Origin of the sequence: Providencia sp. JUb39 (genome assembly GCF_012272845.1) — a bacterium.
In the GTDB taxonomy this organism is placed as follows: domain Bacteria; phylum Pseudomonadota; class Gammaproteobacteria; order Enterobacterales; family Enterobacteriaceae; genus Providencia; species Providencia lanzhouensis.
In genome coordinates this window covers 87,488-102,785 of record NZ_JAAWXD020000001.1, presented here as the reverse complement: position 1 = coordinate 102,785, position 15,298 = coordinate 87,488, and the positions used below count along the sequence as shown (strand labels likewise).

Annotated in this window: 13 protein-coding genes; 5 read left to right on the top strand and 8 right to left on the bottom strand. The window is 41.4% G+C overall.

Features of this window, described 5'->3' with window-relative positions:
- Positions 1 to 28: 28 nt before the first annotated feature.
- Both HFU86_RS00435 and HFU86_RS00430 read right to left on the bottom strand, forming a co-directional pair.
- Entirely contained in the window at positions 29 to 1,342 is a 1,314-nt protein-coding gene (locus HFU86_RS00435; protein ID WP_187128497.1) for an O-antigen ligase family protein, read from the bottom strand.
- Positions 1,321 to 2,280, bottom strand: a complete 960-nt coding sequence (locus tag HFU86_RS00430) for a glycosyltransferase family 2 protein (protein WP_187128496.1) — start codon at positions 2,278 to 2,280, stop codon at positions 1,321 to 1,323. Before HFU86_RS00430 ends, HFU86_RS00435 begins: the two co-directional genes overlap by 22 nt.
- A gap of 223 nt (positions 2,281 to 2,503) precedes the next feature.
- On the opposite strand from HFU86_RS00430, the gene mutM reads away from it, so the two are divergent.
- A complete protein-coding gene (gene mutM, locus HFU86_RS00425; protein WP_187128495.1) occupies positions 2,504 to 3,313 on the top strand; it encodes a bifunctional DNA-formamidopyrimidine glycosylase/DNA-(apurinic or apyrimidinic site) lyase in 810 nt (269 codons plus the stop codon).
- Between the two features lie 3 nt (positions 3,314 to 3,316).
- Here mutM and coaD read toward each other — a convergent pair whose 3' ends face one another.
- Entirely contained in the window at positions 3,317 to 3,802 is a 486-nt protein-coding gene (coaD, locus tag HFU86_RS00420) for a pantetheine-phosphate adenylyltransferase (RefSeq protein WP_187128494.1), read from the bottom strand.
- Positions 3,803 to 4,016: 214 nt separating this feature from the next.
- On the opposite strand from coaD, the gene waaA reads away from it, so the two are divergent.
- Positions 4,017 to 5,294: a lipid IV(A) 3-deoxy-D-manno-octulosonic acid transferase gene (gene waaA, locus HFU86_RS00415; protein WP_132497017.1), complete on the top strand. Its 1,278-nt coding sequence runs from the start codon at positions 4,017 to 4,019 to the stop codon at positions 5,292 to 5,294.
- A gap of 206 nt (positions 5,295 to 5,500) precedes the next feature.
- Positions 5,501 to 6,964 (top strand): ArnT family glycosyltransferase, encoded by a 1,464-nt coding sequence (locus HFU86_RS00410; RefSeq protein ID WP_187128493.1) that lies wholly within the window; start codon positions 5,501 to 5,503, stop codon positions 6,962 to 6,964.
- Between the two features lie 89 nt (positions 6,965 to 7,053).
- Here the strand turns inward: HFU86_RS00410 and rfaC are convergent, their stop codons facing one another.
- The 3 genes from rfaC to rfaD are packed head-to-tail and all read right to left on the bottom strand — an operon-like array spanning position 7,054 to position 10,055.
- Positions 7,054 to 8,016: a lipopolysaccharide heptosyltransferase RfaC gene (rfaC, locus tag HFU86_RS00405; RefSeq protein ID WP_187128492.1), complete on the bottom strand. Its 963-nt coding sequence runs from the start codon at positions 8,014 to 8,016 to the stop codon at positions 7,054 to 7,056.
- Positions 8,016 to 9,062, bottom strand: coding sequence for an ADP-heptose--LPS heptosyltransferase RfaF (rfaF, locus tag HFU86_RS00400; protein WP_187129802.1), 1,047 nt, complete (start codon positions 9,060 to 9,062; stop codon positions 8,016 to 8,018). The genes rfaC and rfaF overlap by 1 nt, the downstream gene beginning before the upstream one ends.
- A 54-nt stretch (positions 9,063 to 9,116) precedes the next feature.
- A complete protein-coding gene (rfaD, locus tag HFU86_RS00395; RefSeq protein WP_036950761.1) occupies positions 9,117 to 10,055 on the bottom strand; it encodes an ADP-glyceromanno-heptose 6-epimerase in 939 nt (312 codons plus the stop codon).
- A 232-nt stretch (positions 10,056 to 10,287) separates the two neighbouring features.
- On the opposite strand from rfaD, the gene HFU86_RS00390 reads away from it, so the two are divergent.
- Together HFU86_RS00390 and tdh are read left to right on the top strand one after the other, a co-directional pair.
- Positions 10,288 to 11,481, top strand: a complete 1,194-nt coding sequence (locus HFU86_RS00390; protein WP_036950763.1) for a glycine C-acetyltransferase — start codon at positions 10,288 to 10,290, stop codon at positions 11,479 to 11,481.
- Between the two features lie 88 nt (positions 11,482 to 11,569).
- Positions 11,570 to 12,595: an L-threonine 3-dehydrogenase gene (gene tdh / locus HFU86_RS00385; protein ID WP_154599578.1), complete on the top strand. Its 1,026-nt coding sequence runs from the start codon at positions 11,570 to 11,572 to the stop codon at positions 12,593 to 12,595.
- 76 nt (positions 12,596 to 12,671) lie between these two features.
- Here tdh and HFU86_RS00380 read toward each other — a convergent pair whose 3' ends face one another.
- Both HFU86_RS00380 and envC read right to left on the bottom strand, forming a co-directional pair.
- Positions 12,672 to 13,754 carry a divergent polysaccharide deacetylase family protein gene (locus HFU86_RS00380; protein ID WP_187128491.1) on the bottom strand — a complete coding sequence of 361 codons (1,083 nt, stop codon included), beginning with the start codon at positions 13,752 to 13,754 and terminating at the stop codon, positions 12,672 to 12,674.
- A 60-nt stretch (positions 13,755 to 13,814) separates the two neighbouring features.
- Positions 13,815 to 15,107 carry a murein hydrolase activator EnvC gene (envC, locus tag HFU86_RS00375; protein WP_036950769.1) on the bottom strand — a complete coding sequence of 431 codons (1,293 nt, stop codon included), beginning with the start codon at positions 15,105 to 15,107 and terminating at the stop codon, positions 13,815 to 13,817.
- Positions 15,108 to 15,298 lie beyond the last annotated feature (191 nt).

Below are 15,298 nucleotides of genomic sequence, written 5' to 3'. Positions count from 1 at the left end.
AGCCATCAGTATTGATGGCTTTTTTGTGTCATTTTTTCACCAAAACGTTATTTATCAAGATCGCAGTGAGTATGTTGTACAAAATAAAGATATCTAAAAAGATAAATTCAAATAGGCAGTAGACTAAAAAATAGCCGATGGATGATGCCAGTAAACCAATATTAAGAATATTTTTTTCTATTCTAATGCTTCTTATAAGATCTCTAATATTAATAAAAAATGTAATGATAAATAGAATTAATCCAATTAAGCCAATATTATAAAGTATATTAAGAAAAAATGGGTCATCATTATGAAAAACAAAAGATTTTTTCTTTTCTGAAAATCTACCAATAACATGTTTAGCATTGTTATCATGCAAAAATTGGTTGTAAGCAACAGAACCGTAGCCTACCCCTACAAATAAATTTGATAGCTCTTTAGAAAATATAGGTAGCCTAGCTTCAATAAGTACATCTCGACCTGATGTGATATTTTTTGAATATAATGATTGATCTACCTTATATTTTACTTGATGAATATTTAAATATGAGATTACAGTAAGTAGTAAGGTAACTATCCCTAGTAAAAATATGCGAATAAATGCTTTCTTATAACTATCTGATAACAAGATTAATAATAATAATGCCTCAATTGAAATAGATAGAATTCCGCCTCGGCTGCCAGTATAGAGTAAAAATAAAAATGCCATAATAGAGAGGAATAGCATTGAAATTTTTAATATTTTCTTCTTAAAAAGGAATATGGAGCTAAAGGTAAAAGGAAAAAGTAGTGTCATATAGTGAGCAAACCCATATCTCAGTTGAAGATACATTGGCATGTCACTACCTTTTATAATTTTTAAAATAGGCGTAATAAAAAGAATAAATGCTAGGGTGGAAATTAAGGCATATGTGATAACTTTCTGGGATTTACTCTGTTCACTTTGAAATACAATCAAAAATAAAGTTATAACAATAACATAACGCCAATCATCAAATATCGCTTTGAGAGCATCAGTAGTAAAGCCGGAATATGTAAAGAAGGTTGCGCAAAATAAGCACCAAGCTAAAAAAAGGAATAAAAATTTTCGACCGCTAATGAGTCGAAACAGCCCACTAAGTATGTTGTTTTTTTTTGTTGCGGCGGTATAGACAACAAATAAAAAAAGCAGCGCAGCGGAAATATTTAGAATACCTTGTGTATCGTTAGTAAACATCCCAATTATCATTACAAAAAGTAAGAAAAAGGGAGCTTGTTCGCTAAGTTTTTGGGCTATTTTCACAAAGTTACCTGTTGTTTTAAAGTTGTTTATTTCTAGTGATTGTGTTTTATTGAAAGTTAAGATTTGTTCTTTTTCCATAAGGAAAAATAAATCTCTAGAAAATAAATTTGAAGCCGTTCTTTATAGGATAAATATTTTTTAAATAACGCTATAGATTGCTTTATTTGAAAGGCTTCAGATTTCGATAGCTTTTCTCCAGTATTCTTGGATATTGATTTTTTCAGTAAGTGAAATGCTTCAGATTGTGATTTTGCCAACATTTTTGTCACTAGAGGGCCTTTAATAAGAGCAATAAATGACAAGGTAGCCATAACATAAATAAGACTGTTAATATCACTTCGTCTAAAGGTTTGCGTGATACTAGTTTCATTTACTCGATAATGAATTAACGTTTTATTGATGCTATAGATATTTTTACTTTCTAAATAAAGAAAGGGAGTAGTTGCCATGTCTTCATACAAAATACCGACAGGATAATGGATACCTACCTCTTTAAATAGAGTACTTCGATATACCCTTGACCATGCAAACCACTTTTTATTATTAAAAACAGGCTTCAAATCATGATAGGTCGTTATTTTCACGGCGCCAGAAAAGCTACTGGTTTTTATCTTATTTTTTATATCTGGATGTGAATTCTCAAATTTTAGTGTGTCAAATTCAATGAGGTCATAATCTGATGAAGATATTATTGGCCTTATTTCATGATAAAATTGACTGTTTAGAAAATCATCAGCATCTAAGAAGGCAATATACTCTCCTGAACTTAGGGATATCCCATGATTTCTTGCTTTTGATAGTCCCCCATTGTCTCTTTTTACATACAGTATATTTAGATGAGTATATTGGTTGATTTTATTAAAAATAACCTGCTCGCTACTATCTGTTGAACCATCATTGATGATGACCAATTCGACTTCATTATCCATAAATGAAATAACTGAAGATAAACATTCATCAATATATTTTTCGCTATTATAACATGGAACAATAACAGATAACTTAATGTTTTTCATCGAAAAATGCCAATATGTAATTATTAACTGTTACGAGGATGAACGTCATTCATATAGTGGCGTCAAGATAGCCAAATAGAATATTTATTCGGTCACCCTTGTTAGTAAGTTTATCAATCTGTGCTCTTTGATTAATAGGGCTTATGGTATAACAATGGTTATGCATGTTATAGGGGTAATATGTGATTATTAACCAAGTTTTTTGCCAAATTGAGAAAAAATAATGCCAGAACTTCCCGAAGTTGAAACCAGTCGCAGAGGTATCGAACCACATTTAGTCGGCAATACAATTAGTTATGCCGTTGTACGTAATGAACGGTTACGTTGGCCGGTAAGTGAACAAATCATGCGTTTATCTGATGAAACTGTGATAAGTGTTCAACGACGGGCAAAATACCTACTGATTGAACTGTGCAAAGGGTGGATTATTGTCCATTTAGGAATGTCTGGTAGTGTGCGGATTCTAACGGAAGAGATACCCGAAGGGAAACATGACCATGTAGACCTTATTTTGCGTGACGGTAAAGTACTGCGCTATACCGACCCTCGACGTTTTGGTGCATGGCTTTGGTGCGATGATTTAGCGTCCAGCTCTGTTCTCGCTCATTTAGGGCCTGAACCTCTTTCCGAGGAATTCAATCCTAAATATCTCTTTGATTTAGCTGCTAAACGTAAGGTTGCGGTCAAACCCTGGTTGATGGACAACAAAATCGTTGTTGGGGTAGGGAATATCTACGCTAATGAAGCGCTTTTTGCATCAAGGATCTCACCAGAAAAGCTGACTAACACACTGACACTCAATGAGATTACCGAACTGGTTACGCAGATTAAAAAAGTGCTGCAACGTTCAATAGAGCAAGGTGGAACCACTCTCAAAGACTTTTTACAGTCAGACGGAAAACCGGGTTACTTTGCTCAAGAGTTATTTGTGTATGGAAAAAAAGGCGAGCCTTGCTCTTTATGCGGAACCCAGATTGAGAGCATCAAACAAGGACAGAGGACAACCTTTTATTGCCCTCAATGTCAGAAGTAATTGCTAGATTTTGTTGAGTTTTTTCAACATAGCATCAGCAACTATAGGCGGTAAAAACGACGAAATATCTCCATCATGAAGCGCGACATCCTTAATTAATGAGGATGAAACGAAAGATAAGCTTTGTGATGGAAGTAAAAATACTGTTTCTAGCTCAGGAACAAAATGGCGGTTCATATTAGCCAGTTGCCATTCATATTCAAAATCTGCCACTGAACGTACGCCACGAATTAAAATATTCGCATTATTTTTCTGTGCAAAATTCGCCATTAACTCAGAAAAGCCAACCACTTCGACATTCCCTAAGTGAGCTGTAACTTGCTTTGCTAGCTCAACACGCTCTTCCAGATTAAACATAGGGCTTTTGCGTTGACTATTTGCGATAGCGAGCAAAACATGGTCAAACATCGCGGCGGCACGGGTGACGATATCGACGTGTCCAGAGGTAATCGGGTCAAACGTTCCCGGATAAATAGCTTTATGGGTCATGATATTGCTATCTCTTTGTTTATTATTGCTTATCCTAATATATCGATAGGAATAAGTGACGGTGAAATCCACATTAACGGCAATTGCGTTCTCTTGCAACAATCACTGGTAAGCATCCATTTATTTTAAGTCTCATTTTAGGCACAGATTCTACACACTTTCAGTAATGGTTTATGGTAAGATACCGCCAATTTTGGTAAGTGAATCAGATCGAATGTTATTGCGTGTATATCAGGTACTTCTTTATCTCATCCAGCCATTGATTTGGATACGCTTATTATTGCGTAGCCGTAAAGCCCCTGCGTATCGCAAACGCTGGGGGGAACGCTATGGTTTTTGTGGTGGTAAAGTTGTTCCTAAAGGTATTTTATTACACTCAGTTTCTGTGGGCGAAACCCTTGCGGCAGTACCGTTAGTACGTGCACTGCGCCATCACTACCCATCACTCCCTATTACCGTGACCACAATGACGCCAACAGGGTCAGAGCGTGTTCAGTCGGCATTTGGTGACGATATTAGTCACGTTTATCTCCCTTATGATTTGCCAGGCTCCATGAGCCGTTTCCTTAATCAAGTTGATCCTAAACTGGTGATTATTATGGAAACGGAACTCTGGCCAAATATGATCAATCAACTGCATAAGCGTAATATTCCATTAGTTATCGCGAATGCTCGGTTATCTGAACGCTCCGCTGCGGGTTATCAAAAACTCGGTAGCTTTGTGAAGCGTATGCTGCAAAATGTCACGATGGTGGCAGCTCAGCACCAAGAAGATGGTGAACGTTTTATTCAATTAGGGTTAAGACGTAAGCAGTTAGAAGTGACGGGAAGCTTAAAATTTGATATTTCCGTTACCCCTGAACTGGCTGTTAAAGCGATTACGTTACGTAGGCAGTGGGCCGCGCATCGTCCAGTATGGATTGCGACAAGCACCCATGAAGGTGAAGAAGCCATTGTTTTGCAAACTCACCAACAGTTGCTGAAAAAATTTCCCAATTTATTACTCATTTTAGTTCCAAGGCATCCAGAACGTTTCGCAAAAGCGGAAGAACTGACGCAAAAAGCAGGGCTAAGCTTCATTCGTCGTAGTAGTGGCGTTATCCCATCTCTAGAAACCCAAGTGGTTATTGGCGATACGATGGGGGAATTGATGTTGCTGTACGGAATTGCAGATATTGCTTTCGTTGGCGGGAGCTTAGTTGAAACGGGCGGTCATAATCCACTTGAAGCAGCTGCGCATGCATTGCCTGTTTTAATGGGACCGCATACTTTTAATTTTAAAGATATTTGCGCGAAATTAACCCAAGCAGATGGGTTGATCACCGTGACGGACAGCGAATCACTGGCTCAAGCCGTCACGAGCCTACTATCCGATGAAGATTATCGACTGTATTATGGTCGTCATGCCGCAGAAGTATTACATGAAAACCAAGGCGCATTGCAGCGTTTACTTAAGTTGTTGCAGCCTTATTTACCTCCTAGAGAACAGTAATATTTAGCAAAATATTGATAACTTGAATATTACTATAATGAGTAATAACAATTTCTCTCATTTCTGATTATTTTGTTTAAACTATAGTAAACTACCCAGTCACGTTTTTGCATACTCAGCCGAGCGAGAGGTAGCACTCTACAAGCTCGGCGTAAAATAATGCGTATTTCCCTTTAACTTTATTGATAAATTTCGCTGAAAAAAGAATGCCGACAACCAATCAACCAACTTCAAATAAGTATGTGTATCTTTGGATCATTGGCTATGCCATTGCCTGGATCCTTGCGAGTTTCTTTTTTGACCCGACCGTTCCTTACGATACGGTCGAAGCCGTTAACTGGGGAATGAATGGTGAGTGGGGATCCCCAAAAAACCCGTGGTTTGTCGGTACGATGATGTGGCCTGCCATCCATTTGGGAATTTCTTATAGTTTCTATTGGTATTTGAGCCATTTTATCGGTATTGGATTTGGGTTACTTGGGGTATGGAAACTTGCCTACCGATTAACAGGGCGCCGCGACCTTGCATGGTTTGCGATGCTGATGATGAATTTATCAGGTGTCATTAATTTCGATATTATTCCTTATAATGATAACTATATTTTAGTGACATTCTGGCCTTGGGTGATTTATCTCTTCCTGCGTGCCGTCGAAGATAACCCACTGTGGTGGCTACCTTTTGCTTTAGTTGCCGGCCTGGCAACAATGGGGAAATACTCCACGCTAGCTTTAGTTGGCTCCGTTTTCTTGCTCACCCTTTTTGTGAAACAAGCACGTCAAAGCTATCGTCATCCGGTGTTTTATCTAGCGATAGCACTGTGGTTTTCGATGATCTTGCCAAACTTCTTCTGGTTGATGGCGAGTGATTTTTCAGCTGTTAAATGGGTAGATTCGCAAATTGACCCGGGTTTTAACTTACACACCACGGAAGCTGCGTTAAGTGTGTTTTACCCGCTGATTATTGCTGCAATTATCTTATATTGCTGTGGCGGAAAAATCGGTTGGCCGAAAGCCTTATCGAACCGCATGGCAAACTTCATTATTTTATTTCCATTAGCCGTGATTTACGGTTGGTTCTCGTTCCATGATGGTGGGCGAATTACTGAGTGGTTACAGCCATTTATGATGGCCTGTGCGCCTTTATTTGTTGGCTCAATCACTGTAATGCCGAAAAAGTCACTGAAAAAACCATTAATTGGCTTAGCCGTTGTTGGTGTCTTAATGGTATCGGGCTATCTCATTGTTCAAGCAGGGAATATTCGAGGAGCAGGTCAGAAGTTTATTGGCGTGAAAACCTTAATTGCTGAAGGTGAACAGCGCTGGTATCAACGTTACGGAACGCCAGTCAAATATGTTGGCGGTGAGGATAACCTACATCAATGGTTTATTATCTATGCCCAAGATAGACCGCATGTTATCCAGCCTTGGACGCTAGAAAATCATATGCCGCCGAATGTGTATAACCGTGAGATTACCGAAGCAGAAATTCGTGAGCACGGTGCTATTTTATTAGGGCGCAAATATGATGATTGTGCCCACGAAGATTTCGCCAAAGTACGCAAGTTCTGGCCTCAATTTACGATTGAAAAAGAAGATGTGATTTATCGCTCTGAACCGGATGCTGAGCCGAAAACTATGTGTTTTGGGTTTATTGCCCCAGAGAAAAAATAAATCTTTTATGCAGTGAAAAAAATAATTAAGCGGTCAAATGACCGCTTAATTATTATGGGAGATAGGCTTTAGATAATACTCTGAGTGGGCTATAACTCGGTGCACAATTGTTGGAAGACCGCATCAGCTTTAATGCTATCCATTCTATTATCTACGCTTTTTATCTCATTTTGCCCTTTTCCATAACCACCAATTAAACCAGGGTTTGTTGGACCAAACAGCGTGAAATTCGGTTTATCCAGCGCAGCGGTTAAATGGCTTAAACCGGTATCGACAGAAACTACCGCTTTGGCATCTGCAATCTGTTGCGCGACTTGTGCCAGCGTTAATTTTGGTAAGACTTCAACAAAATCAAAACCCTCAGCTAGTCTCATCGCTCGTTGATGCTCATGCTCTGCACCCCAAGGGAGTTTCACTCTCAGCCCAGTTTCCTTCATTAACTGAATCAGTTCACGCCAATGAGACTCAGGCCAATGCTTATCGTCGCGGGTTGTGGAGTGCAAAAACAGCACATAGGGCGCTTCGGCTTCGTCGGTTGATTGCAAGAAATGGCGAGCTATCGCGTAATCTCCTTGGGTCCTAGGGCAAGTGTACCCGAGGCTTTTAGCAAATAATTGGCGAATACGCTCCACTGCATGTTGCTGTTTATTAATGGAATAACGATGGTCGTAGAAGAAGCTAGCAATCGGCTCGCGGATACTATGGCGGTCATAACCATGTTTAGAACCGAGAGCAAGGCGAGTGACTAGCAACGCACTCTTAAGTAACCCTTGCGCATCAATCACTGCATCGTAGTGGGTTTCCTGTAGTTGGCGACGAAATGCTGCACGTTCGGCACGAATTGGCGCAGAAAACCAATTTTTTCGCCAGCGACGGATTGCCACAGGGATGACTTTATTCACCGCACTATGCCATGTGGGGATTTGAGCAAATCCCTCTTCGACGACCCAATCAAATTGAATATTCGGTATTGCTGCCTGCGCGTCGGTTAAGGCCGGCAGAGAGTGCAAAACATCTCCCATAGATGATGTTTTTACTAATAACACTCTCATTATTTAATACCTATATTTAAACGCGTGAGGGCATTCAGTACCATTTGCGGTTGAATATCAATTAAGCTCTGGTGATAGCCACTTTCGCCGTCACCTTTACGTACTTTGTGGTAACCCGTTATTAGCCGGATCACTTCCGCTTTATCGGACAGTGGTGGGGTAAAGTCAGGGCTGCTTGGGCCATATAGTGCGACTAACGGTTTATCGAGAGCTGCAGCCACATGCATTAAGCCAGAATCATTACTCACAATGGCTTGGCACGCATCAATAAGATTAACGGCTTGTTCTAACGACGTTTTTCCTGCGAAATTGAGGCAGTAATGACGAGCGTCATCCGTTAAATTTTGGCGGATTTCTTCACCTGCTTCATGGTCTTTTTGAGAGCCAAATAACAGAACTTGGTAGCCTTTCTCGCTAATTAATTTCTGGGCGAGCGCCGCATAGTGATAGTGTGGCCAGCGTTTTGCAGGACCAAATTCAGCGCCCGGGCAAAAACCAATAATTGGACGAGAAAAATCAATATTAAATTGACTAACAGTATCGCTAACTTGCTGTTTATCAGTGACTAATTTAGGCCATAGAATTGGGGCGGGAATATCATTGGCAGATTTGATGAGCTGCTTGTCATACGCTAATGCTACATAGCGTTGCACCATCAGCGGAAATGCTTGTTTATCTAATGGGCGTAAATCATTGAGCAGCCCATAACGCATTTCACCACGCCATCCCGTTCTTTTGGCGATTTTAGCAAAGAACGGCACCAGAGCAGATTTCAATGAATTAGGTAAAACAATCGCCTGATCGTACCCATTTTTCCGCAAATTGATGCCTAATTGACGACGTTCGCCAATTTCGAGCTTTCCATGGCCTAATGGCATGGAAATCGCTTCAGACACTTCGGGCATTTTCGCCAATAACGGACGGCACCAATCCGGTGCCATCACATCTATCTGAGCATGAGGATGCAGCGCCTTGATCGTACGATAAAGGCTCTGTGACATCATCATATCCCCTACCCATGAGGGGCCAATCACGAGTATTTTCATAGGCTCAGTTTTCATAGGTACGGTTTTCATAGGCACTGTTTTCATAAAAGACAATTACGCGTCTTTATTCAGCCATTGCATATATTCGGTCACGCCTTCAGCAACGGTTTTAAACGGTGCAGTGTAACCTGCGGCACGTAATTTAGTCAGATCCGCCTGAGTGAAGCTTTGGTAGCGACCTTTTAATTTCTCAGGGAATTCAATGTATTCGATAGATACATTTTTATCTTTATGGAATTCAGTGACGGCATCGGCAACAGCTTGGAATGATTCCGCGCGACCTGTACCACAGTTGAAAATGCCAGAAACGTTATTTTCCCAGAACCATAAATTTACTGCTGCCACATCGCCAACGTAAATGAAGTCACGACGGAAAGTATCGCTTCCTTCAAACAGTTTCGGGGTTTGCCCTTCATTAATCTGTTTGTTTAAGTGGTAAGCTACGCTCGCCATGCTGCCTTTATGGTTTTCATTTGGCCCATAAACGTTGAAATAGCGGAAGCCACACACTTGAGACTGAGCTTCAGGCATGATACTGCGGACATATTGGTCGAACTGGAATTTAGAGTAGCCGTATACGTTCAGTGGTTTTTCAAATTCACGTTCTTCGATAAAATTATCGCTACGTCCGCCGTATGTCGCTGCGGAAGAGGCATACAGGAAAGGAATTTCACGTTCTAAACAGTAATGCAGCAGTTCTTTAGAAAATTGATAGTTATTATCCATCATATACTTACCATCCCACTCAGTGGTGGATGAGCAAGCACCTTCATGGAAAACAGCGTCAATATCACCAAAATCATCACCCGCAATAACGCTGACGATAAAGTCTTCTTTATCCATGTAATCGGCGATATCGAGGTCAACAAGGTTGGCAAACTTAGTACCATCTTTCAGGTTATCCACCACCAGAATATCGGTGCGACCCATTTCATTCAGGGCTTTAATAATATTGCTGCCAATAAAACCAGCTCCGCCAGTGACTACGATCATCGTGAATACCTCAAGTGGGTTAAGAATAAATAGATACAAAATTGGGGTCTATAATAACACCTCTTTGTGCAGACAACAGTATATCGACCAGATAATTGTCCTAGTTGTCATACCTCTTTAAAGGGCATTATCGTGATCTTGCCTACAAACTTAACTTATTTGCTCACCAGATATCGCTAGTTCTAGTGACTATTATTAAACTCTGTAAACAACTTCTTTACAGGAACAAATCATGTCAGAACAATTTTACCAGCAGATTAAACAACAATTGGTGCAAATAGAAGCTGAAGGCTTGTTTAAACATGAGCGCATTATTACGACCTCTCAAGACGCGGATATTGAAATCCAGGGTGGACAGCGCGTTATTAACTTCTGTGCAAATAACTATTTAGGCTTAGCCAATCATCCCGCGCTGATTGAAGCGGCAAAACAGGGTATGGATAGCCATGGCTTTGGTATGGCATCGGTTCGCTTTATTTGCGGTACTCAAGACAGCCATAAAGTTCTTGAAAAGAAAATCGCGGATTTCCTTGGAATGGAAGATGCGATCCTTTATTCCTCTTGTTTTGATGCCAATGGCGGGCTTTTCGAAACGCTACTGGGACCAGAAGACGCCATTATTTCTGATGCGTTAAACCATGCTTCCATTATTGACGGTGTTCGCCTGTGTAAAGCCCAGCGATATCGCTACAGCAATAACAATATGACGGAATTAAAACAGCGCCTTGAAGAAGCGAAAGCTGCGGGTGCGCGTCATATTCTGATTGCGACTGACGGTGTTTTCTCGATGGATGGTGTGATTGCTGACCTGAAAACTGTCTGTGACCTTGCGGATGAATATAACGCATTGGTCATGGTAGATGACTCTCATGCTGTTGGTTTTGTTGGTGAAAACGGTCGTGGTAGCCACGAGTATTGTAAAGTGATGGGGCGAGTTGACATCATTACTGGCACACTCGGAAAAGCATTAGGTGGTGCATCGGGTGGTTATACTGCCGCCAAAAAAGAGGTTGTCGAGTGGTTACGTCAACGCTCTCGTCCGTATTTATTCTCTAACTCTTTGGCACCCGCTATTGTTGCTGCGTCCATTAAGGTGATCGATATGATGACCGAAGGGCAAGAGCGCCGTGAGAAATTGTGGCGTAATGCGGTGTTATTTAGAGAAAAAATGACGGCTGCAGGATTTACATTAGCAGGCGCCGATCATGCCATCATTCCTGTGATGTTGGGTGATGCCAAAATTGCTCAGCAATTTGCTTCAGAACTATTAAAAGAGGGTATTTATGTCACTGGATTTTTCTATCCGGTAGTTCCGCAAGGACAAGCGCGAATTCGCACGCAAATGTCCGCTGCACACAGCGAGGAGGATATTTTACACGCTGTTGATGCATTCACCCGTATTGGGAAAAAGCTTCAACTAATTTAGTTATAAATTTGATTTTCTTATGAAATTAATGCAGTCGTGAAATTAAAGTGGTCATGAAATTAATGTAATCATAAATAAAAGGTCGCCTATGAAAGCACTGTCCAAATTAAAAGCAGAACCAGGTATATGGATGACAGACGTTCCGAAACCGGAACTGGGGCACAATGATGTGATGATTAAAATCCGTAAAACCGCCATTTGCGGTACGGATGTTCATATCTACAACTGGGATGAATGGTCGCAAAAAACGATTCCAGTTCCGATGGTGGTGGGTCATGAATATATAGGGGAAATTGTTGAGATTGGGCAGGAAGTTAAAGGGTTTAAAATTGGTGACCGTGTTTCTGGCGAAGGGCATATTACCTGCGGTCATTGCCGTAATTGCCGAGGTGGGCGTACCCACTTATGCCGTAATACCATTGGCGTCGGTGTAAATCGCCCAGGATGTTTTGCTGAGTATTTGGTGATCCCAGCGTTTAACGCCTTTAAAATTCCAGACAATATTCCCGATGAAATTGCAGCAATTTTTGACCCATTTGGTAATGCGGTACATACGGCACTATCGTTTGATTTAGTGGGGGAAGATGTGCTGGTTTCGGGCGCAGGTCCTATTGGTATTATGGCGGCAGCAGTTTGCCGACATGTTGGTGCTCGCCATGTGGTGATCACTGATGTGAATGATTATCGCCTTGAATTAGCGAAAAAAATGGGTGTCTCCCGCGCGGTGAATGTGAGCCGTGAAAATCTTAAAGACGTCATGAATGAACTGGGGATGAAAGAAGGCTTTGATGTGGCGCTAGAAGTTTCAGGGGCGCCCGCTGCTTTCCAAACTATGCTAGATACCATGAATCATGGTGGCAGAATTGCGCTATTAGGTATTCCTCCTGCATCGATGGCAACGGACTGGAGCCAAGTTATATTTAAAGGTCTGTTTATCAAGGGAATTTATGGGCGTGAAATGTTTGAGACTTGGTATAAGATGGCGACACTAGTGCAATCAGGTCTCGATTTATCACCAATCATTACTCATGAGTTTTCTATTGATGACTTCCAAAAAGGCTTTGATGTGATGTGCTCAGGGCAATCAGGAAAAGTGATTTTGAATTGGGATTAATGCAGAATTAATTATTAGATTTAAAGGGTTTATTGGCAAGCGCCTTTAAACCCTTTTTTATTTTTAGTCTTATCCGTTATGGCATTTTCTTTTCTGCAATCAGAGGCTGTAGGGTTTTATCTTGATAAATGGCTTCGACCACAAACATGAGTAGCTCAATACCTTGCAGGCGGGTTGATGGGAGTTCGATATCGCATACACCTAACTCTGCGGGACTGACTGATTTTTCAGGTTGCTCCGCAGCATCGTTGGTCAGTTCTGGCTCCGCAAGAGTTGGTGTAGCATCATCAGAATCTACCGTTGTTTTAGCCGCTTCATGAGGTTTTGCCTCTGGTTTGAATGGCATTTTTGTCTCTGGCTTTGTCACTGGCAGAGTTGGATTAACGCCTTCAGGTTGCATTCTGAGCGTTTTACGTGGTTCGCCAGTTGCTGGCTGATAGCCGACCAGTGAACTGACAGGCACAAGCTCAATATCAGAGGGAACCAGTGGAATAAATTTTTGTAAGGCGCGCACGGTTGATGGATGCGGGTGCCCAATAGCCACCGCGCTGCCATGTTTACGCGCGTAAGCAATGGCTTTATTCAACTGTGTACGGGTTTCTTCTTCAGATTGGTGATTATCAATAAAAATATTGCGCTTCGTAGAGGGAACGCCAAATTCTTTAGCAGCATTCAATGCTTGCGTATTACCAATCGTGACGCTATCCAAGAAAAAGAGGTTCGATTGCGACAGCGAGCGCATCACATTGCGCATCCCAGAAAGGCTGGAGGTCATCTCGCTGCCCATATGGTTATTCATTCCTTTAGCGTGAGGAACTCGGCTAATGGCATTTTTGATGATGCGGTCAACCTCTTCAGCACTCATCGAGGGTGCCAAAGTGTCTTTTTCGAGAGATTGTTTACTCAATGGTTTCATGGGCATATGGATTAAAATATCCCGCCCTTGCTGATAGGCGGTTGCCGCGACTTCAGCACCATGAGGTGAGTTAGGTAAAATAGCAATACTGATGGCGGCCGGTAACGCTAGGATTTGATTATCTTCTTTGGCTCGGTAACCGAAATCATCGATGACAATAGCGAGTTTGGCGGCACTCGCCTGAGAGCTGATCATGATAAGGAGCAGGCTAATCAGTAATTTCATCGGCGAGTGTCTTAACATAATTATTTTCCTAACTTTTTATAGCCTAGCATTTTATAGGTAATGTGAAAGGTGGTTGTGCTACCTTCCTAGCCATGGGCGAGGGTTGACGGTTTTACCTTGTCGGCGAATTTCAAAGTAAAGTGCAGGGCGTTCTTGACCGCCACTACTTCCCACTAACGCAATTGGCTGACCTGCGCGGACTTCTTGTCCCACATTTACCAGCGCACTTTGGTTATAGCCATATAGGCTCATATCCCCTTTACCATGCTCAACGACAACAACCAAACCATAACCTTGAAGCCAGTCAGCGAGTAGTACACGACCATCCGCAATAGCCTTAACTTGGGTGCCTTCATTTGCGGCGATCACCATACCTTTCCAACGTAATTCGCTGGAGATCACATCCCCATAATTATGTAGGGTGGAACCGCGTACCGGCCAGATAGCTTGACCAGCAGGACGACCTAAACCGCCTGTTCGAGACATAAGTGATTGCTCACTTTCAGATGGCTTATACGTGGCGCCTTTCTGTTTGGCTTTTCTTTCCTTTTCAGCCACTTGAGCACGAATTCGCGCGGCTTCACGAGCTTCACGCTCAGCGCGTGCTTTGGCTTCGCGTTCTGCTTTAGCAATTTTGTCGCGTAGTCTGGCTTCGTTCTGCTTTAAGACCGCGAGATTTTTTTGATCTTCTTTTAATGAGCTTTCTAATACGGTTAAGGTTTTTTGCCGTGAAGCTTGCGCATTATCGAGCTTTTGTTTTTCTTGCTGCTGGCGTGTGAGCGTTGTTTTCTGCTCAGCTTGCTTTTTTTGCTCTAATTGTTTCTGTTCGTGCAGCTCTTTGGTGGTTTCTTCTAGATCAAGAATATTTTTTTCACGAGCTTGGTTGAGGTAACCATAATACGCAAGAATTCGCTCTTCCCGTTGACCTTCTTCACCCTTTAAGAGTAGTGATAAACCTTGGTGTTTACCAAGTCGGAATGCAGCATCTAACTGCTCAGCAAGTAGTTTTTCTTGCTCATTTTTTTTCTTTTGCAGCCGACTGATATTGCTAGATAAGGCGGATATTTCTTTATCTAGCTGTTTTAATTGGTTTTGTGTTAGGTGTAAATCACGGCTTGCTGCTGAAATACTTTGTTCTTGCTCTTTAAGTTGCTGAAGGAGATTACTTTTTTTAGTTTGCTGTTCTTTAACGCTTTTTTCTTTTTCAGCAATGCTTTTTAGCAGGTCATTTAATTGACCTTTATTTTCGGTGATCTGATTCGCGAGCGCGACGTGAGAAGGCGCCAAAGTGAATAACCCCAAACCAAGCAGGGCGGGGATCATTGCCTGACGAACAAAAAACGTCTTTATTCGATGGGATGTATGGGCCATTGTGATAGATCACCTCAATTAAATGCAATATCTGATTATTTCATCTGCAAGTCGTGCTTTCCAGTGTTCTCTTAAAAATAGTCACAAAAACGCTTAAAAATTAAGAATATTGCTATTATGCCATTTGATGCTAAGTCAAATTATAGGCGTATTATCACTGAATTTTACTGTTTATACTCTATTTAGATGGG